This is a genomic window from Ancylobacter sp., from assembly GCF_965229075.1.
GTDB lineage: Bacteria > Pseudomonadota > Alphaproteobacteria > Rhizobiales > Xanthobacteraceae > Ancylobacter.
Genome location: NZ_CBDDIO010000002.1, coordinates 774,848 through 792,047, shown reverse-complemented (window position 1 = coordinate 792,047; position 17,200 = coordinate 774,848). Strand labels below are relative to the sequence as shown.

Here is a 17,200-nt window from a genome sequence, read left to right as displayed (position 1 = left end):
GATCAGCCATGCGCGCGCCTGGGAACTCAACGCATTTCTGCCGGTTTGGACGGAATGCGCGGCCGTTCCCTTTCGCCGTGGCGAGGGGGCGTCGGGGCGCGTCACGCTCTCAGTGGAGATGCCGATGAAACGGCTTGCCGGAGCCTTCCCCTGCCTCGCCCTCTTCAGTGCCCTAGCGGCACCCGCCATGGCCGCACCCGCCGCGCCGCAGGCGCCGCTCGCGCTTGCGGCAGACGCAGCCCCCCGCCTCACCCCGGTCGCGCAGGGCTGCGGCCCCGGCGCCTGGCGCGGGCCGTGGGGCGGATGCCGCGACACGCCCTATACCGGGCCGCTGCCCGGGGGCGGCTATGCCGGCCCGCCCGGCGCGCCGGTCTATTACGGCAATGGCTGCCCGCCCGGCTTCTGGCGCGGGCCCTGGGGCCATTGCCGCGACACGCCCTATCACGGCCCGCTGCCCGGTGGCGGCTGGAAGCCCTGAAGCCTTTGCGCGCACGGAGACAGACAATGACCTCTTTCCTCAGATTGGCGACGCTGGCCACCGTGCTTGCGCTCGCGAGTGCCGCGCAGGCGCAGAATGCGGCGTCCGTCGCTCCTCCGCCGCCCCCGGTCGAAGCGGCGCAGCCGCTGGTCGACCTCTATAGCGCGGAGGACGCGCAGGCGACGCTCGACGCCCGGCTGGTGGCACTCAAGACCGTGATCCGCCTCGCCCCGGAGCAGGAAAAGCTCTGGCCGCCGGTGGAGGAAGCGATCCGGCAGGCGGCAAAGAACGCCGCCGGGCGCGCGGCGGACCGCGCGGAAGCGGAGCCGGCTCAGGACTTCCTCGACGTGCTGGAGCGGCTTGCCGGGGCTGAGGCGGCGCGTGCCGCCGACCTCAACTCCGTCATTGCCGCGCTGAAGCCGCTGGTCGCGACGCTGAGCGTGGAGCAGAAGCGCCGCATCCCGGCCTTTCTCGACATGACCGACCACGCCGGGCGTCCTCAGCCGACGCTGGAGCTGTGGATCTTCGAGGCCGAGCAGGAATAGCGACGCCAAGGCGCGGGGCCCGGCGGCAATTCGCGCCCGCCGGGCCGGCGAATATTGACCGCACGTCGCCATTCGCTAGAATTGCCGCCATCGGGTGCCGCCCCCGCAAGGGCGGCACGTTTCGTTTTGGGCGGGCGTTGACCTCTGCGGGCGCGCTGCATGTTGAGAGAGGGAGGGGCGAGGTGATCACCCCCATCCTGCCGACCTATAACCGTGTTGACCTCGTTTTCGAGCGGGGCGAGGGCGCCTGGCTGTTCACCAAGGACGGCGAGCGATATCTCGACTTTACCGCCGGCATCGCGGTGAACGTGCTCGGCCACGCCCATCCCCATCTCGTCGCCGCGCTCACCGCGCAGGCCGGCAAGCTCTGGCACCTCTCCAACCTGTTCCGCATCGAAGGCGGCGAGCGCCTCGCCGCGCGCCTCACCGCGGCGACCTTCGCCGACACCATGTTCTTCACCAATTCCGGCGCCGAGGCGCTGGAATGCGCGATCAAGATGGCGCGTAAATACCATTCCGCCAGCGGCCAGCCGGATCGCGCCCGCATCATCACCTTCGAGGGCGCCTTCCATGGCCGCACGCTGGCGACCATCGCCGCCGGCGGCAATGCGAAATATCTCGAGGGCTTCGGCCCAGCCATGCCCGGCTTCGACCAGGTGCCGTTCGGCGACCTCGACGCGGTGAAGGCGGCGATCGGCCCGGAGACGGGCGCCATCCTCATCGAGCCGGTGCAGGGCGAAGGCGGCGTGCGCAGCGCGCCCTGGGCTTTCCTGCGCGAGCTGCGGGCGCTGTGCGACGCGCATGGGCTGCTGCTCATCCTCGACGAGGTGCAGTGCGGCGTCGGGCGCACCGGCAAGTTCTTCGCCCATGAATGGGCCGGCATCACGCCGGATATCATGGCGGTCGCCAAGGGCATTGGCGGCGGCTTCCCCGTCGGCGCCTGCCTCGCCACCGAGAACGCCGCCAAGGGAATGACCGCCGGCACCCATGGCTCGACCTATGGCGGCAACCCGCTGGCGATGAGCGTCGCCAATGCGGTGCTCGACGTGGTGCTGGAAGAGGGCTTCTTCGAGCAGGTGCTCGCCACCTCCGCCCGGCTGCGCCAGCGCCTCGCCGAGCTGAAGGACCGCCATCCCTCGGTGATCGCGGAAGTACGCGGCGAAGGTCTGCTGCTCGGCCTGCGCACCGTGGTGCCCAACACCGATCTCATCGCCGCCATGCGGGCGGAGGGCATGCTCGCGCCCTCGGCGGCGGACAATGTCGTGCGCCTGCTGCCGCCGCTGACCATTGGCGACGCGGAAATCGACGCGGCGTTTGCCAAGCTCGACGCCGCCTGCGCGCGGATCGAGGCGACGCTGAAGGCGGATGCCGCCAAGGGAGCCGCGGCATGAACGCGCATAATCCGGGTGCGGTGAAGCACTTTCTCGACCTCGACCAGATGCCGGCGGATGAACTCCGCGCGGTGATGGAGCTATCGAAGAGCCTGAAGAGCCGCCGGCGCGAAGTGGCGGCGGAGAAACCCTTTGCCGGCAAAGTGCTGGCCATGGTGTTCGACCAGCCGTCCACGCGCACGCGCATTTCCTTCGACCTCGCCATGCGCCAGCTCGGCGGCGACACGCTGATGCTGACCGGCGCGGAGATGCAGCTCGGGCGCGGCGAGACCATCGCCGACACCGCCCGCGTGCTCTCGCGCTATGTCGACGCCATCATGATCCGCATTCTCGACCATGCGGCGCTGGCGGAGCTGGCCGAATACGCCACCGTGCCCGTCATCAACGGGCTGACGCGCGATTCCCATCCCTGCCAGATCATGGCCGATGTGCTGACCTTCGAGGAGCATCGCGGGCCGATCACTGGTCGCACCGTCGCCTGGACCGGCGACGCCAATAATGTGCTGGTGTCATGGGTGCATGCCGCCCAGCGCTTCGACTTCGCGCTCAATGTCGCCACCCCGCCCGAGCTCGCCCCGCGCCCGGCGCTGGTGAACTGGGTGCGCGAGACCGGCGCCCGGGTCACCTTCGGCCATGAGGCCGAGGCGGCGGTGGAAGGCGCGGATTGCGTCGTCACCGACACCTGGGTGTCGATGGGCGATGCCGAGGCCGAACGCCGGCACAATCTGCTGAAACCCTTCCAGGTCAATGGCGCGCTGATGCGGCGGGCGGCGAAGGACGCGCTGTTCATGCATTGCCTGCCGGCGCATCGCGGCGAGGAAGTCACCGACGAGGTGATGGACGGCCCGCAATCCGTGGTGTTCGACGAGGCGGAAAACCGGCTGCACGCGCAGAAGGGCATTCTCGCCTGGTGCCTCGACGGCGCGGCGGTCTAGCTCCGGGCCGTCATCCCGGCCGACGCGCAGCGTCGCGCCGGGAGCGCTTTCCATCCGGACGCGGTCCCGGCTCGGCCTGCTTGCGTCCGGGATGACAGCACATGGAGGGCGTCTTCCGGCCCTCTCGCACATTCCCGGCAGCGCTCCTATATGGGCGGGCGACATGACAACACACAGCGCTTCTCCCTCCCCGGCCTCTCGTGGGCCCGATCCCCGCGCGGTCGACGACCGCGTGACCCCGTTCCACATTGACGGGCTCGATGTGCGCGGGCGCGTCGTGCGTCTGGGCACCAGCCTCGACGCCGTGCTCGCGCATCACGACTATCCCGCCGCGGTCAAGCGCCTGCTCGGCGAGGCCGTGGCGCTCACCGTGCTGCTCGGCTCGACGCTGAAGATCCAGGGCCGTTTCATTCTGCAGACCCGCACCGACGGGCCGGTCGACCTGCTCGTGGTGGATTTCGCCGCCCCGCAGGATGTGCGCGCCTATGCCCGCTTCGATCTGGAGCGGCTGGAGGCGATGCAGGCGGCGCTGCCCGCCGGCGCGGGCTTCGACAGCGGCGCGCTGCTCGGCCATGGCCATCTCGCCATGACCATCGACCAGGGGCTGAGCGTCAACCGCTACCAGGGCGTGGTCGCACTGGCGGGCGAGGGGCTGGAAGCCGCCGCGCACCAGTATTTCACCCAGTCGGAACAGATCCCCACCCGCGTGCGCCTCGCCGTGGCGGAGGAGATGCACCCCGGTGGCGCGCCGTCCTCCTGGCGCGCCGGCGGGCTGATGGTGCAGTTCCTGCCGACCGAGGGCGGGCGGGTGCGCCCGGTCGACCTGCATCCCGGCGACGCGCCGGAGGGCACCGACCTCCCCGAGACGGAGGAGGACGACGCCTGGGTCGAGACGCTCTCCATCATGGGCACGGTGGAGGATGTGGAACTGGTCGACGCGGACCTCTCCAGCGAGCGGCTGCTGTTCCGCCTGTTCCACGAGCGCGGCGTGCGGGTGTTCGACACCGAGGCCGTTGTCGCCAAATGCTCCTGCTCGCGCGAGCGGGTGATGAACGTGCTCTCCAGCTTCACGGCGGAAGAGCGCGGCAGCCTGGTGGAGGACGGCAAGATCGCCGTCACCTGCGAGTTCTGCGGCCGCACCTATGACTTCAAGGCGGAAGAAGTCGTCGAGAGCGGCGCGGCGGACGAGGGCGCCGCGCAGGGCTGAGGCAGCCGGATGTCTTCACGCAATCCCCGGGCACCTCCCGGGGAATGCAGCGCAAGGTGCCGCTTATCCCGCGCACTCCGCGATGAGCCCGGCGAGGAACCGCTCGCAGGCGCGCAGCTGGCTGATCTCGATATATTCATCCGGCTTGTGCGCCTGGTCGATGGAGCCCGGCCCACAGATGATGGTCGGGATGCCCTGGGCCTGGAAGTGGCCGCCTTCGGTGCCGTAGGACACGGTATAGGTGCGGTTCTGCCCGGCGAGGCGCAGCGCCAGCGTTTCGGCCGGCGAGCCGGTCTGGGGGGCGAGCGGCGGCACCTTGTAGATGAAATCGGTGGTGATGGCGGCTTCCGGCGCGGTCTCGCGCAGCTTCGGCAGCACCACCTGCGAGCCGAAACGGGTGAAGCGCTCCAGCAGCGCCTCCTCGTCAAAGCCCGGCAGGCCGCGCACATTCCAGCGAATGGCGCATTCGCGCGGCACGATGTTGCCGGCGGTGCCGCCGCCCACCACCGTCACCTGCAGCGTAGTGCTGGGCGGGTCGAAGCGGCCGGAGGGGTCGCCCGCCGCCACCAGCTCGGCGCGGATGCGGTCGAGCTCGCCGATCAGCGCGGCAGCGGCGAAGATGGCGTTGGCCCCGAGCTGCGGCATGGAGGAATGCGCCTCCCGCCCGGTGACCGTGGTGACATAGGCGATGCCGGATTTATGCGCGTCCACCACCCGCATCGAAGTCGGCTCGCCGACGATGCAGGCGCGGGGCAAGGGCAGATCGACGCCCAGCCGGCGTACCGCCGGCACCACGCCGGTGCAGCCGATCTCCTCGTCATAGGACACCAGAAGATGGATCGGCGTCGCCAGCGGCCGCGCCACCATGTCCGGCACCATGGCGAGGCAGCAGGCGAGAAAGCCCTTCATGTCGCAGGAGCCGCGCCCATAGACCTTGTCGTCGACGGGCGTCAGGGTGAACGGGTCGGTGCTCCAGGGCTGGCCGTCCACCGGCACCACGTCGGAATGGCCGGAGAGGCAGACGCCGCCGACGCCGGACGGCCCGATGGTGGCGAACAGGCTCGCCTTGTCGCCGGCCTCGCTCGGGATGATCGTGCTCTCGATGCCGAAGGCGGCGAGATAGTCGCGCACGAAGGCGATGAGATCGAGATTGGAATTGCGGCTCGTCGTGTCGAAGGCGACCAGATAGGCCAGCAATTCCTCGGTCGTCGTCCGTACGGCAAGCATGGAGAATCCTCGTCGCGAAGTGAGCGCCAGCATACCGGCTTATGCTGCGGTGCCCAACTAGCGCCGCCAGAAACTCGGCAGGAACAGCACCAGCACGGTGAACAATTCCAGCCGCCCCAGCATCATGGCGAAGGACAGCAGCCAGATCACATGATCGGGCAGGGCGGCGAAATTCTGCGCCGGGCCGACCACCGGGCCGAGGCCGGGGCCGACATTGGCCAAGGCGGTGATCGAGGCGGAGAAGGCAGTGATGAGATCAAAGCCCAGCATGTTGATGGCGATGGCGATCAGCAGGAAGCTGGTGAGGTAGAGAAAGGCGAAGGACAGCACCGAGGCCACCACATCATCGCCGATCGGCTTGCCGCCATAGAGCACGGGGAACACGCCATTGGGGTAGATGACGCGCTTGAGATGCTGCTTCAGCGCCGAGCCGAGAATGGCGATACGGAAGGTCTTCATGCCGCCGGCGGTCGAGCCGGTGCAGGCGCCGAGGAACATCACCACGAAATACAGCGCCTCGGTCGGCGGGCCCCAATTTGTGTAATCGACCGTCACGAAGCCGGTGGTCGACATCAGCGACACGACGTTGAACAGCGCGAAGCGCAGCGCCGTCTCGCCCTGGTTGATGCCGCCGCTCACCTGCTGGAGGGTGGAGACGATGGCGAACAGCGCGACCAGCGAGAGGAACAGCCGCACCTCGGCATTGGCGAACAGCCGGCTGAAATCGCCCGCCAGCACCCGCACATACAGCACGAAGGGCAGCGAGCCCGACAGCATGAAGAAGATGGCGGCGTATTCGATGGCGGGGCTGTTGAAATAGCCGATCGAGGCGTCGTGGGTGGAGAAGCCGCCGGTGGAGATGGTCGCCATGGCATGGGCGACGGCGTCGAACACGCTCATGCCGCAAAAGGCATAGGTGAGGGCGCAGGCGAAGGTGAGGAAGATGTAGGAGGCGAGAATGCCCTTGGCCATCTGCGCCGCGCGCGGCAGCAGCTTCTCCGACTTGTCGGAGGATTCGGCGCGGAACAGCTGCATGCCGCCGATCTGCATCATCGGCAGCAGGGCGATCGCCATGACGATGATGCCGATGCCGCCATACCAGTGCAGGAAGGCGCGCCAGATGAGCAGGCCCGGCGGGCGATGGTCGAGCCCCCCGATGACGGTGGCGCCTGTCGTGGTGAGCCCGCTCATCGCCTCGAAATAGGCGTCCGCGAAGGAGAGGTTCGATTCCGCCCACATGAAGGGGATGGAAGCGAAGGCCGAGAGCAGCACCCAGCTCAGCGTGGTGAGCACGAAGGCCTGGCGCAGCGACAGCCGCTGGACCTCGCTGGAACGGCCCGCCAGCCACAGCGACAGGCCGACGAACACGGTGATGACGGAGGAGGCGGCATAGGCGAGGACGTCACCCCGGCCGGCGACGAGGTCGACCATCGCCGGAATCATCATCGTCGTGCCGAGAACGGCGAGGAGGACGCCGAGAATGGCGGCGATCGGGCGGAAGTCGATCACGGGATATGGAAACCGTTCGGCGCGGCGGGAGGCCCACGGAGGAAAGCTGCCGCCACCATAGCCGCTTCCCCGCAGGGCCGGAAGCCGCCCGCGCCGGTCATCCCGTCAGTTCAGCGTCCGCGCTTCGCCGGGCACATCCAGCGAGAAGGCCGGCACTTCGGCCTCGAAGGTCTCGCCGGTGGCGGTCTCTAGGCTGTAGCGGCCTTCCATGATGCCGGTGGAGGTCGGCAGCGGCACGCCGCTGGTATATTCGAAATGCCCGCCCGGCGGCAGCACCGGCTGCTCGCCGACCACGCCGGCGCCGCGCACTTCCTGAACGCGGCCCAGCGCGTCGGTGATGACCCAGTGGCGGGACTTGAGCTGCACCGTGTCGACGCCAAGATTGATGATCTCGATCGTGTAGGCCCAGAAATACTGGCTACGCTCGGGATCGGAGCGTTCGGGTGCGAAGCGCGGTGTCACCGTCACCTGCACGCCTTTCGTCGTCGCCCGATACATGCCCGCTCTCCCGCGCCCCCCGAATCGCCCAAGTGTGTCTACTGAAAGGCTTTTGGCGCCGCAGGGCAAGCGGCGGCGGGTCACGCCTGCGTTTGCGTGCCGCCGCCGGGTACCGTGTCCCGTGCCTTCCTCACACCGCTTTCAGCGCGCGGGCGACATCGTCGGTGAGGTCGTCGACATGCTCCAGCCCCACCGAGAGCCGCACCATGCCGTCGAAAATGCCCATCTCGGCGCGGGCTTCCGGGGTGAAGCGCTGATGCGTGGTGGTAGCGGGATGGGTGACGAGGCTCTTGGCGTCGCCGAGATTGTTGGAGATGCGCACCACTTTCAGCTGGTTGAGGAAGCGGAACGCGCCGGCCTTGCCGCCCTCCACCTCGAAGGTCACCAGCGTGCCGCCGCCGCGCATCTGGCGCCTGGCCAGTTCGTGCTGGGGATGGTCGGCGCGGAAGGGATAGATGACGCGGGTGACGCCGGGCAGGGCGGCGAGACGGTCGGCCAGCGCCGTCGCGCTCGCCTGCGCACGCTCCACGCGCAGCGGCAGCGTCTCCAGCCCCTTCAGCATCACCCAGGCATTGAAGGGCGAGACGGAGGGGCCGGTCTGGCGCAGGAAGGTCTGCAGATGGTCGGTGAGGAACTTCTCCGAGCACAGCACCACGCCGGCGAGGCAGCGGCCCTGGCCATCGATGTGCTTGGTGGCGGAATACACCACCACATCCGCCCCCAGGCTGAGCGGGCTCTGCAGCATCGGCGTGGCGAAGACGTTGTCGACGATGAGACAGGCGCCGGCCGCCTTGGAAATCTCCGCCACCGCCGCGATGTCGACCAGTTCCAGCGTCGGGTTGGTCGGGCTTTCCAGGAAAAACACGCGGGTTTCCGGCCGCACCGCCGCCTTCCAGGCGGCGAGGTCGGTGCCGTCGACCAGCGTCGAGGCAATCCCGAAGCGCGGCAGCAATTCCTCGATCACATAACGACAGGAGCCGAACAGCGCCCGCGCCGCCACCACATGGTCGCCGGCTTTGAGCTGGCACAGCAGCGAGGCGGTGACGGCGGCCATGCCGGAGGCGGTGGCGCGGGCGACTTCCGCCCCTTCCAGCAGCGCGAGGCGGGTCTCGAACATCGCCGCTGTCGGGTTGGAGTAGCGGGTGTAGATGAAGCCGGGGTCCTCGCCCTTGAAACGGGCTTCGGCCTGCTCGGCGCTCTCATAGACATAGCCCTGGGTGAGGTAGAGCGCCTCCGCCGTCTCGCCGAAGGGCGAGCGCAGGATGCCGCCCTGCACGAGGCGGGTCTCGGGGCGGAGCCCGGCGATTTCGGCAGGGGAAAGCTTGGGCGTGTCGGACATTCGCGGCTCCGGTCTCTCGCATTGAACCGGGGTCGCTCGCGCTGTCGCGCGGCCCCGGCCTGTTTAGCAACCTTGTTTAGCGTGGCGGCAAGCCGGCCGGCTCAAATGACCACGTCGATCTCTTCCGCTTACTCCCGTGCCGGGCGGGGCGTCAAGCGGACTTCACGACAAGCAGCACTTGGCGTGGTCGGATGCCTCCGCTAAAGCCATGGCACGGTTGGCGCGCAGCGACGGAGCGGCAGAGTGGCGGAGTCAGGTCTGAGCGGCGAGGGCATTCTGCCCGGCCACGCCATCGAGGCGCTGGCCGCGGGCGGCGCCATTCGCAGCACCCGCCCGTTCGATGCCGACCAGGTGCAGCCGGCCAGCCTCGACCTGCGGCTCGGCCCGGTGGCCTGGCGCATCCGCGCCAGCTTCCTGCCCGGCCCCGGCGAGACGGTGGCGGACCGCCTGACCCGGCTCGGCCTGCACCAGCTCGACCTCACCGGCGGCGAGGTGCTGGAGACCGGCTGCGTCTATCTCGTCGAGCTGGAGGAGGCGCTGGCGCTGCCCGCCGACATCGCCGCTTCGGCCAACCCGAAAAGCTCCACCGGCCGGCTCGACGTGTTCACCCGCGTCATCGCCGACCGTTCGCGCGCCTTCGACATCGTGCCCGCCGGCTATGCCGGCAAGCTCTATCTGGAAATCAGCCCGCGCACCTTCCCCATTCTGGTGCGGCAGGGCTCGCGCCTGTCGCAGATCCGCTTCCGGCGCGGCGACGCGCGGCTCGATGAGGCGGGCATCGCCGCCCTCAACGCCGCCGAGCGGCTGGTCGACAGCCCGGAGCCGGATGTCGCCGGCGGCGGCATCGCGGTGAGCGTCGATCTCTCCGGCGAGGGCTTTGGCGGTCTGCTCGGCTTCCGCGCCAAGCGCCATACCGGGGTGATCGATGTCGACCGCCGCGCCGCCTGCGAAGTCGAGGATTTTTGGGAACCGCTGGTGACGCGCGGCCGGCGCGAACTGGTGCTGGACCCCGACGCCTTCTACATCCTCGCCTCCAAGGAGGCGGTGCATGTGCCGCCCGGCCATGCGGCGGAGATGGTGCCGTTCGACCCGCTGGTGGGCGAGTTCCGCGTGCACTACGCCGGCTTCTTCGACCCCGGCTTCGGCCATGACGCCGCCGGTGGCCGAGGCGCCCGCGCGGTGCTGGAAGTGCGCTCGCGCGAGGTGCCGTTCATTCTCGAAGACGGGCAGATCGTCGGCCGGCTGGTCTATGAGACCATGCTGGAGCGCCCCCGCACCCTCTATGGCGAGGGCCTCGGCTCCAATTATCAGGCGCAGGGGCTGAAGCTCTCCAAGCATTTCAAGGCCTGGACGCGGGAGTGAGCGTCGTCAGGCTGGGCGCGCGGCAAACACATCGCGGGCGGCGAACAGCCCGTTGAGCGCGGCGGGGAAGCCGGCATAGACGGCCATCTGCATGAGGATCTCGATGATCTCCTCGCGGCTGAGGCCGACATTCAGCCCGGCCTCGATATGCACCTTCAGCTGCGGCGTGGCATTGCCCAGCGCGGCGAGCGCGGCAATGGTCGCCACCTCGCGCAGGCGCAGATCCAGCCCCGGGCGGGTGTAGATGTCGCCGAAAGGGAACTCGATCAGCAGCCGGCCGAAATCCGGGGCGATGTCGCTGAGCTGGTCGACCACACGGGTGCCGGCCTCGCCGTCGATCCGCGCCAGCGCCGCCCATCCGGCGGCGTAGCGGGCATTGGTGTCGCTTTCAGCGTTCGGCGTCGGGCACGGGGCCGGGGCGTTGAGTGTCGGGGTCATGGTTCACGTCCTCATGATTGGTGCCGGCATAGCCGGCGATCTTGGTGTCGAGGACAGCCAGGCAGGCGTGAAGTTCGTCGACATGCGCCTGCACCGCATCGCGGTGCTGCCGGAGCAGGGCGCCGCGCTCGGCGGCCGTTTCCTCCCCCTGCGCCCGCAGCACGGCATAGCGAACCATGTCGCGGATCGGCATTCCCGTGGTTTTCAGCCGCCGGAGAAAAGCGATCCAGGTGAGGATGGACGGGTCATAGTCGCGCTGGCGCGCCGCGTTCCGGTGGGCAGGCGGGAGCAGGCCGATACGCTCATAGTAGCGGATCGTGTCGAGGCTCAATCCCGTGCGCCGGGCCAGTTCGCCGATCTTCATCTTTGTCCTGAACGTTACGACGTGCATGGGTCTAGGTGCTGGAGCGCACTCCAGGTCAAGCGCTTTCTCGCCCGCGCCCATTCACGACCGCCCCGTGCCGACGCGCGGCGGCGCGGCCGGTTCATCCCGCCGGCGGGTCGCGCCCTTCCACGAAAGCCCGCAGCAGGTGATGCGCGATGGCCATGCGCGGGGGGGCGATCAGCCCATCCGGATGAGTGCGGGTGAGCAGCAGCCGCGCCTCCTCGCGCGAGAACCAGCGCGCGGCTTCCAGCTCGTTCGGGTCGATCGCGATCTCCCGCGACGCCGCCTGCGCGTGGAAGCCGGTCATGATCGACATCGGGAACGGCCAGGGCTGGGCGCAGAGATAGCGCACCGCGCCGGTGGCGATGCCGGCCTCTTCCAGCGTCTCTCGCCGCACCGCGTCCTCGAAGGTCTCGCCCGGCTCGACGAAGCCGGCGAGGCAGGACCACATGCCGGGCGCGAAGCGGGCGGAGCGGCCGAGCAAACACTCATCGCCATCGACGGTGAGCATGATGACGACGGGATCGGTGCGGGGAAAATGCTGGGCGCCGCAACTCGGGCAGTCGCGCCGCCAGCCGGCCTCGGCCATGGCGAGCCGCCCGCCGCAATTGGAGCAGAAGCTGCGCCGTGCATGCCAGGCGAGCATCGCCTTGGCGGTGGCGAGCTGGCCGGTCTCCTCGACGCTGGTGAGTTCGCGCACCGCGATGGCGCGCAGATCGATGACGAAGAGGTCCGGGCGCGCTTCCGGCCGCTCGGTGAGGGCGCCGAGCGCGGGGGCGGGAAGCGGCAAGGCGAGATGCGGCACCTCGCCCTCCAAGCCGAGCAGGCAGGCCTCATCCAGCCGCCCGCCCAGCGCCACCGCCTCGGCGAGCGGAAACAGCGCGGTGCAGGAGCCCGGCCCCTCTTCCATGCCGGCGATGAAGCCGGGCAGGCGGCGCAGCACGACGCTCTCGCCGGAAATCAGGCAGGCGTGGGCGCGGGGATCGGCGCGGAAGCGCTCCATCTCGCCCCGCCGCAGCCCGGCCCGGTCGAGCCGGGAGCCGGTATAGCCGAGATGCGGCCACAGGCCGAGCGCGTGATCGGCGGGCATGGGGCTGCTCATGCCGCCAGCGCCTCGCGCAGCCGCGCCGCCAGCAGCAAGGCCTGCGGTGCCGCATAGGTCTGGCGCTCGCCGCCCGCGCCCCACACCGCGCCGGGCCAGGCCGCGTCGGTTTCGAAGCGGGCAATGACATGAATGTGCAGCTGGCGCACCATATTGCCGAGCGCGGCGACATTAAGCTTGTCGCAGGCCGTGAGCGCCTTCAGCGCCAGGCTCACCGCGTCGATCTCGCCCCACAGCGTGGCGCGGGCCACGTCGTCGAGGTCGATCAGTTCGGCAAGGCCGGGGCGGCGGGGCACCAGGATGACCCATGGAAACCGCGCATCGTCCATCAGCCGCACGCTGGCGAGGGCGAGGTCGAGCACGGGGAAGCTGTCGCCCTCAAGGCGCGGGTCGAGAACGAAGGTCGAGGCGTCGCTCATGCGGGCGCTAAGCTCCCCATGCCCGCCGGCTGCGGGCGCGGAAAAGCTATAGCCGTCACCGGCCCGCCTTTCCATCGCCGCGCGCGCACAGCGATGGCGGCCTGCCCCGCGCCAACAGCATTTGTCGTGCGCGTCACTTTGTCCTAGAGAGAAGGTCGCGATCCCCCGCCGAAGCAGCGTGCCGAAGCAGCGTGCCATGACCCTCTCCGTGCCGGCCGATTCCCTGCGCCGCACCGCCATGCCGGTGCTGGTGGCGCTCAGCGCCGCCCATTTCCTCAACGACATGATCCAGTCGCTGATCCCGGCGATCTACCCGCTGATCAAGAGCGCTTATGCGCTGGATTTCGGCCAGATCGGCATCATCACCCTGACCTTCCAGATTTCCGCCTCGCTGCTGCAGCCGGTGATCGGGCTCTATACCGACCGGCACCCGCTGCCCTATTCCACCGTGGCGGGGATGGGGTTCACGCTTCTCGGCCTCATCGGCCTCGCCCATGCCGGCACCTACCCGCTGCTGCTGGTGTCGGCGGCGTTCGTCGGCATCGGCTCGTCGATCTTCCACCCGGAGGCGACGCGCATGGCGCGCAAGGCCTCCGGCGGGCGGCACGGCTTCGCGCAGGGGCTGTTCCAGGTCGGCGGGCAAACCGGTGGCGCGATCGGGCCGCTGTTGGCTGCGTTCATCATCGTGCCGAACGGCCAGTCGAGTCTTGCCTGGTTCTGCGCCGCCGCGCTCCTCGCCATGCCGCTGCTCACCTGGACGGCGCGCCACAGCGCGCTTGCCGTGCCGGTGCGGCCGGCCGGGCACCGGGGCGAGCCTGACGTGGCGCACCGCCCGTTCCGCGAGGTGGCGTTTCCGCTGGCGGTGCTGATCGTGCTGCTGTGCTCGAAGACCGCCTACACCGCGAGCTTCACTTCCTTCTACACCTTCTACCTGATCGAACGTTTCGGCGTGTCGGTGCAGGCCTCGCAGCTGATGCTGTTCCTGTTCCTCGTCTCCTCGGCGGCGGGAGTTCTGTTCGGCGGCATGCTGGGCGACCGGATCGGGCGCAACAAGATCATCTGGTTCTCGATCCTCGGCGCGCTGCCCTTCACGCTGGCGCTGCCCTATGCGGGGCTCGCCGGCACGGCGGTGCTGACCATCGTCATCAACCTCATCATGTCGAGCGCCTTCGCCGCCATCCTCGTCTACGCCATCGACCTGATGCCGCACCGCATCGGGCTGGTGGGCGGGTTCTTCTACGGGCTGGTGTTCGGACTTGGCGGTCTGGCGGCGGCGGCGCTGGGCGTGTTCGCCGACCGCTACGGCATTGACGCGGTGTATCAGGCCTGCGCCTTCCTGCCCGCCTTCGGCCTGCTGGCCTTCCTGCTGCCGAGCCTGCGCGGCGCGCGGGTGTCCTGACCCCGCGCGCCCGGCAAATACCGGAACGCCGCCTCAGGCGGCGTTGGCCTCGTCATCGGCGTCGAGCACCTGCAACAGCGCGCGGCGGATGGCGGAGTGGCGCGCCGCGCCCATGATCTTCGCCCCCATCAGGTCGGTGACGTAGAACACGTCCACCGCCCGCTCGCCAAAGGTGGCGATGTGCGCGGAGGCGATGTTGAGATTGAGCCGCGACAGCGTCTGGGTGAGGCCGTAGAGCAGGCCCGGCCGGTCGAGCCCGGACACTTCGATCACGGTGTGTCGGTTCGACCAGGAATTGTTGAGCGTGACCTCCGGCTCCACGGTGAAGGCGCGCGGCCGCCGCGGGATGCGGCGGGCGACCACTTCCGGCAGCCGGATCTCGCCGGCCAGCGACTTCTCGATGGCGGAGGCAATGCGATCGGCGCGACGCATCTCGTCCTCATCCTGCTCGAAGGCGCGGGTGAGCGAGATGGTGTCGAGCGCCCGCCCGTCCGTGGTGGTGCTGATCTGCGCGTCGACGATGTGCGCCCCGGCGCTGGCGCAGGCGCCGGCGATCACCGCCAGCAGCTTCGGGTGGTCGGGCGCGAAGACGGTGAGCTCGGTGATGCCGCGCTTGGGATCGGTGATGGCGCGGGTGGCGAGCGCCTTGCCCTGTGCCTCGGTCTCGCGGATGAAGCGGGCATGCTCCATCTGGTGCTGGCGGTCGGTCTGCAGCCAGTAGGTGGGGTAGTGGCGTCCCATATAGGCGTCGAGGTCCGCCGCGTCCCACTCGGCGAGGGCGCCGCGCAGTTCCGCCTGGGCGCGGGCGACGCGCTGGTTGCGATTGCTCTCGGAGAAGCCGCCGGTGATGACCGGCTCGGTCTCGTGATAGAGCGTGCGCAGAAGCTGCGATTTCCAGTTGTTCCACACGCCCGGCCCCACGGCGCGGATGTCGGCGGTGGTGAGGATGAGCAGCAGCTTCATCCGCTCCAGATTCTGCACCACCGCGGCGAAATTCTCGATCGTCTTGCGGTCGGAGAGGTCGCGCGACTGGGCGATGGTGGACATGGTGAGGTGCTGCTCGATCAGCCAGGCCACCGTGTCCGTGTCCACCGGGCTGAGGCCGAAGCGCGGGCACAGGCGGCGGGCGACGCGGGCGCCGGCGATGGAATGGTCCTCCGGCCGGCCCTTGGCGATGTCGTGCAGCAGCACCGCGATATAGAGCAGTTGCCGGTTCTTGATCGTCGGCATCAGCTCATTGGCGAGGCCGTAATCGGGCCGGTCGCCGCGCTCGATGCGCGAGAGCGCGCCGATGGAGCGGATGAGGTGCTCGTCCACCGTGTAGGAATGATACATGTTGAACTGCATCATCGCGACGATGCGGCCGAATTCCGGGATGAAGCGGCCGAGCACGCCAGTCTCGTTCATCCGCCGCAAGACGATTTCCGGGCTTTCCTTCGAGGTGAGGATCTCGACGAACAGCCGGTTGGCTTCCGGGTTCTCGCGCAGATTGTGGTCGATGAGCTTGAGCGAGCGCGTGGCGAGGCGCATCGCGTCGGGGTGGAAGTTCAGCCCGTGCTTGCCGGCGAGATGGAAGATGCGGATGAGGTTGAGCGGGTCGCGGCCGAAGGCGCTGGAATCGGCGACATTGATGCGGTCATTGTCGACGATGAAATCCGCGCTTTCCTTCAGCGTGCGCCGGCCGGAGCGGCGCAGCCGCGCGATCATGCGGTCGAGCCGCGGCACCGGCTTGTCGTGCCGCTCTTCCAGCGCGGCGGAGACGATGGCGGTGAGATCGCCGACGTCCTTGGCCACGAGGAAATAGTGCTTCATGAAGCGCTCCACATCCTTCAGCCCGGGATGGGAGACATAGCCGAGCCGCTCGGCCATTTCGCGCTGCAGGTCGAAGGAGAGGCGTTCCTCCGGCTTGCCGGCGAGGAAATGCAGGTGACAGCGCACCGACCAGAGGAAATTCTCGCAGCGGCGGAAGATCTTGGCTTCCTCCGCCGTGAACACGCCCTTGGCCACGAGTTCGCGCGTCTCATGCACGCGGTAGACGTATTTCGCGATCCAGAACAGCGTGTGCAGGTCGCGCAGGCCGCCCTTGCCGTCCTTCACATTCGGCTCGACGACATAGCGCGACTGGCCGGCGCGCTTCAGCCTCTCTTCGCGTTCGCCGAGCTTGGCGGCGACGAATTCCGCCGCCGTGCCCTGCACCACCTCCTTGTCGAAGCGGGCGGTCAGTTCCTCGAACAGCGTCTTTTCGCCGATTAGCAGCCGGGCTTCCAGCAGCGCGGTGCGGATCGTCATGTCGCCGCGCGCCTGGCGGATGCACTCATCGACCGAGCGGGTGGAATGGCCGACCTTCAGCCCCATGTCCCACAGCACGTAGAGAATGGCCTCGGCGACGCTCTCGCCCCAGGCGGTCTGCTTGTAGGGCAGCAGGAACAGAATGTCGGTGTCCGAGCCCGGCGCCATCAGGCCGCGGCCATAGCCGCCGACGGCGACAATCGCCATGCGCTCGGAGGTGGAGGGGTTGTCCGAGGGGTAGAGCGTCTTCACCGCCACCTCATGGACCAGCGCGATGATCTCGTCCTGCAGGCGCGAGAGCCGCTCGGCGCAGCGCCGGCCAGAGCCTTCCACCATCAGCCAGCGCTCGGCGACCTTGTGGCCGTGCTGATAGGCGGCCTTGAGGCGGCGCGCCATCTGCGTGCGCAGTTCGATCTCGCGGCCGGACGTGCTGGTGCCGAGCACCTCGCGCGCCAACGCGGCGAGTTCGACGCGCATGGCGTCGATGTCGAACAGTTCCTTGAAGGGATGGTCAGGGCGGCGGCGGGGTTCGGTCATGGCGGGGTCCGGCTGGTCGGATATCCGCTTTAGCCGATCCGCCGGCCGCCGTCATCGTGCGCTGCCGCGCGGGAAGGCGACTGCGACCCGCCAAACGTCTCCTTGAACGAGACCTGTGCCACGAGGGCGGGCAAGGTTCT

Annotated in this window: 16 protein-coding genes and 1 riboswitch; of the genes, 7 read left to right on the top strand and 9 right to left on the bottom strand. The window is 68.9% G+C overall.

The features are described from left to right. Positions 1-124: 124 nt before the first annotated feature. From ACO07Z_RS09790 to ACO07Z_RS09770, 5 genes are all read left to right on the top strand, one after another. A complete protein-coding gene (locus tag ACO07Z_RS09790) occupies positions 125-478 on the top strand; it encodes a GCG_CRPN prefix-to-repeats domain-containing protein (RefSeq protein WP_421698551.1) in 354 nt (117 codons plus the stop codon). A 26-nt stretch (positions 479-504) separates the two neighbouring features. Then, positions 505-1,023 (top strand): Spy/CpxP family protein refolding chaperone, encoded by a 519-nt coding sequence (locus tag ACO07Z_RS09785; protein WP_421698550.1) that lies wholly within the window; start codon positions 505-507, stop codon positions 1,021-1,023. 182 nt (positions 1,024-1,205) lie between these two features. Further along, positions 1,206-2,414 (top strand): aspartate aminotransferase family protein, encoded by a 1,209-nt coding sequence (locus ACO07Z_RS09780; RefSeq protein ID WP_421698549.1) that lies wholly within the window; start codon positions 1,206-1,208, stop codon positions 2,412-2,414. Next, the gene (argF, locus tag ACO07Z_RS09775) at positions 2,411-3,349 is read left to right on the top strand and encodes an ornithine carbamoyltransferase (protein ID WP_421698548.1); all 939 of its coding nucleotides are present in this window, start codon (positions 2,411-2,413) and stop codon (positions 3,347-3,349) included. Before ACO07Z_RS09780 ends, argF begins: the two co-directional genes overlap by 4 nt. 163 nt (positions 3,350-3,512) lie before the next feature. Next, a complete protein-coding gene (locus ACO07Z_RS09770) occupies positions 3,513-4,556 on the top strand; it encodes an Hsp33 family molecular chaperone (protein ID WP_421698547.1) in 1,044 nt (347 codons plus the stop codon). Positions 4,557-4,619: 63 nt separating this feature from the next. On the opposite strand, the gene argE is transcribed toward ACO07Z_RS09770, so the two are convergent. The 4 genes from argE to ACO07Z_RS09750 form a co-directional block, all read right to left on the bottom strand. After that, positions 4,620-5,783 carry an acetylornithine deacetylase gene (gene argE / locus ACO07Z_RS09765; RefSeq protein ID WP_421698546.1) on the bottom strand — a complete coding sequence of 388 codons (1,164 nt, stop codon included), beginning with the start codon at positions 5,781-5,783 and terminating at the stop codon, positions 4,620-4,622. A 57-nt stretch (positions 5,784-5,840) separates the two neighbouring features. Continuing rightward, positions 5,841-7,292, bottom strand: coding sequence for a TrkH family potassium uptake protein (locus ACO07Z_RS09760; RefSeq protein WP_421698545.1), 1,452 nt, complete (start codon positions 7,290-7,292; stop codon positions 5,841-5,843). 105 nt (positions 7,293-7,397) lie between these two features. Next, positions 7,398-7,790 (bottom strand): Co2+/Mg2+ efflux protein ApaG, encoded by a 393-nt coding sequence (gene apaG / locus ACO07Z_RS09755; protein ID WP_421698544.1) that lies wholly within the window; start codon positions 7,788-7,790, stop codon positions 7,398-7,400. 130 nt (positions 7,791-7,920) lie between these two features. Then, positions 7,921-9,129, bottom strand: coding sequence for an O-succinylhomoserine sulfhydrylase (locus ACO07Z_RS09750; RefSeq protein WP_421698543.1), 1,209 nt, complete (start codon positions 9,127-9,129; stop codon positions 7,921-7,923). 42 nt (positions 9,130-9,171) lie between these two features. Continuing rightward, a riboswitch (SAM riboswitch) is annotated at positions 9,172-9,252 on the bottom strand. Positions 9,253-9,372: 120 nt separating this feature from the next. On the opposite strand from ACO07Z_RS09750, the gene ACO07Z_RS09745 reads away from it, so the two are divergent. After that, positions 9,373-10,491 (top strand): 2'-deoxycytidine 5'-triphosphate deaminase, encoded by a 1,119-nt coding sequence (locus tag ACO07Z_RS09745; protein ID WP_421698542.1) that lies wholly within the window; start codon positions 9,373-9,375, stop codon positions 10,489-10,491. A gap of 6 nt (positions 10,492-10,497) precedes the next feature. Here the strand turns inward: ACO07Z_RS09745 and ACO07Z_RS09740 are convergent, their stop codons facing one another. From ACO07Z_RS09740 to ACO07Z_RS09725, 4 genes are all read right to left on the bottom strand, one after another. Next, on the bottom strand, positions 10,498-10,929 hold the full coding sequence (locus ACO07Z_RS09740; protein ID WP_421698541.1) for a carboxymuconolactone decarboxylase family protein: 432 nt from the start codon (positions 10,927-10,929) through the stop codon (positions 10,498-10,500). Then, on the bottom strand, positions 10,880-11,293 hold the full coding sequence (locus ACO07Z_RS09735) for a MerR family transcriptional regulator (RefSeq protein ID WP_421698540.1): 414 nt from the start codon (positions 11,291-11,293) through the stop codon (positions 10,880-10,882). The genes ACO07Z_RS09740 and ACO07Z_RS09735 overlap by 50 nt, the downstream gene beginning before the upstream one ends. A gap of 121 nt (positions 11,294-11,414) precedes the next feature. Then, a complete protein-coding gene (gene nudC, locus ACO07Z_RS09730) occupies positions 11,415-12,404 on the bottom strand; it encodes an NAD(+) diphosphatase (protein WP_421698539.1) in 990 nt (329 codons plus the stop codon). An 8-nt stretch (positions 12,405-12,412) separates the two neighbouring features. Then, positions 12,413-12,835 (bottom strand): HIT domain-containing protein, encoded by a 423-nt coding sequence (locus tag ACO07Z_RS09725; protein ID WP_421698538.1) that lies wholly within the window; start codon positions 12,833-12,835, stop codon positions 12,413-12,415. A gap of 196 nt (positions 12,836-13,031) precedes the next feature. On the opposite strand from ACO07Z_RS09725, the gene ACO07Z_RS09720 reads away from it, so the two are divergent. Beyond that, positions 13,032-14,234 (top strand): MFS transporter, encoded by a 1,203-nt coding sequence (locus tag ACO07Z_RS09720; RefSeq protein WP_421698537.1) that lies wholly within the window; start codon positions 13,032-13,034, stop codon positions 14,232-14,234. A 33-nt stretch (positions 14,235-14,267) separates the two neighbouring features. Here ACO07Z_RS09720 and ACO07Z_RS09715 read toward each other — a convergent pair whose 3' ends face one another. Then, a complete protein-coding gene (locus ACO07Z_RS09715) occupies positions 14,268-17,060 on the bottom strand; it encodes a [protein-PII] uridylyltransferase (protein ID WP_421698536.1) in 2,793 nt (930 codons plus the stop codon). Positions 17,061-17,200 lie beyond the last annotated feature (140 nt).

Coding starts and splice junctions, on each gene's coding strand:
- ACO07Z_RS09720 (WP_421698537.1), top strand. CDS start 13,032: ATGACCCTCTCCGTGCCGGCCGATTCCCTGCGCCGCACCGCCATGCCG.
- ACO07Z_RS09715 (WP_421698536.1), bottom strand. CDS start 17,060: ATGACCGAACCCCGCCGCCGCCCTGACCATCCCTTCAAGGAACTGTTC.
- nudC (WP_421698539.1), bottom strand. CDS start 12,404: ATGCCCGCCGATCACGCGCTCGGCCTGTGGCCGCATCTCGGCTATACC.
- ACO07Z_RS09740 (WP_421698541.1), bottom strand. CDS start 10,929: ATGACCCCGACACTCAACGCCCCGGCCCCGTGCCCGACGCCGAACGCT.
- ACO07Z_RS09725 (WP_421698538.1), bottom strand. CDS start 12,835: ATGAGCGACGCCTCGACCTTCGTTCTCGACCCGCGCCTTGAGGGCGAC.
- ACO07Z_RS09770 (WP_421698547.1), top strand. CDS start 3,513: ATGACAACACACAGCGCTTCTCCCTCCCCGGCCTCTCGTGGGCCCGAT.
- apaG (WP_421698544.1), bottom strand. CDS start 7,790: ATGTATCGGGCGACGACGAAAGGCGTGCAGGTGACGGTGACACCGCGC.
- ACO07Z_RS09735 (WP_421698540.1), bottom strand. CDS start 11,293: ATGAAGATCGGCGAACTGGCCCGGCGCACGGGATTGAGCCTCGACACG.
- ACO07Z_RS09785 (WP_421698550.1), top strand. CDS start 505: ATGACCTCTTTCCTCAGATTGGCGACGCTGGCCACCGTGCTTGCGCTC.
- ACO07Z_RS09790 (WP_421698551.1), top strand. CDS start 125: ATGAAACGGCTTGCCGGAGCCTTCCCCTGCCTCGCCCTCTTCAGTGCC.
- ACO07Z_RS09750 (WP_421698543.1), bottom strand. CDS start 9,129: ATGTCCGACACGCCCAAGCTTTCCCCTGCCGAAATCGCCGGGCTCCGC.
- argF (WP_421698548.1), top strand. CDS start 2,411: ATGAACGCGCATAATCCGGGTGCGGTGAAGCACTTTCTCGACCTCGAC.
- argE (WP_421698546.1), bottom strand. CDS start 5,783: ATGCTTGCCGTACGGACGACGACCGAGGAATTGCTGGCCTATCTGGTC.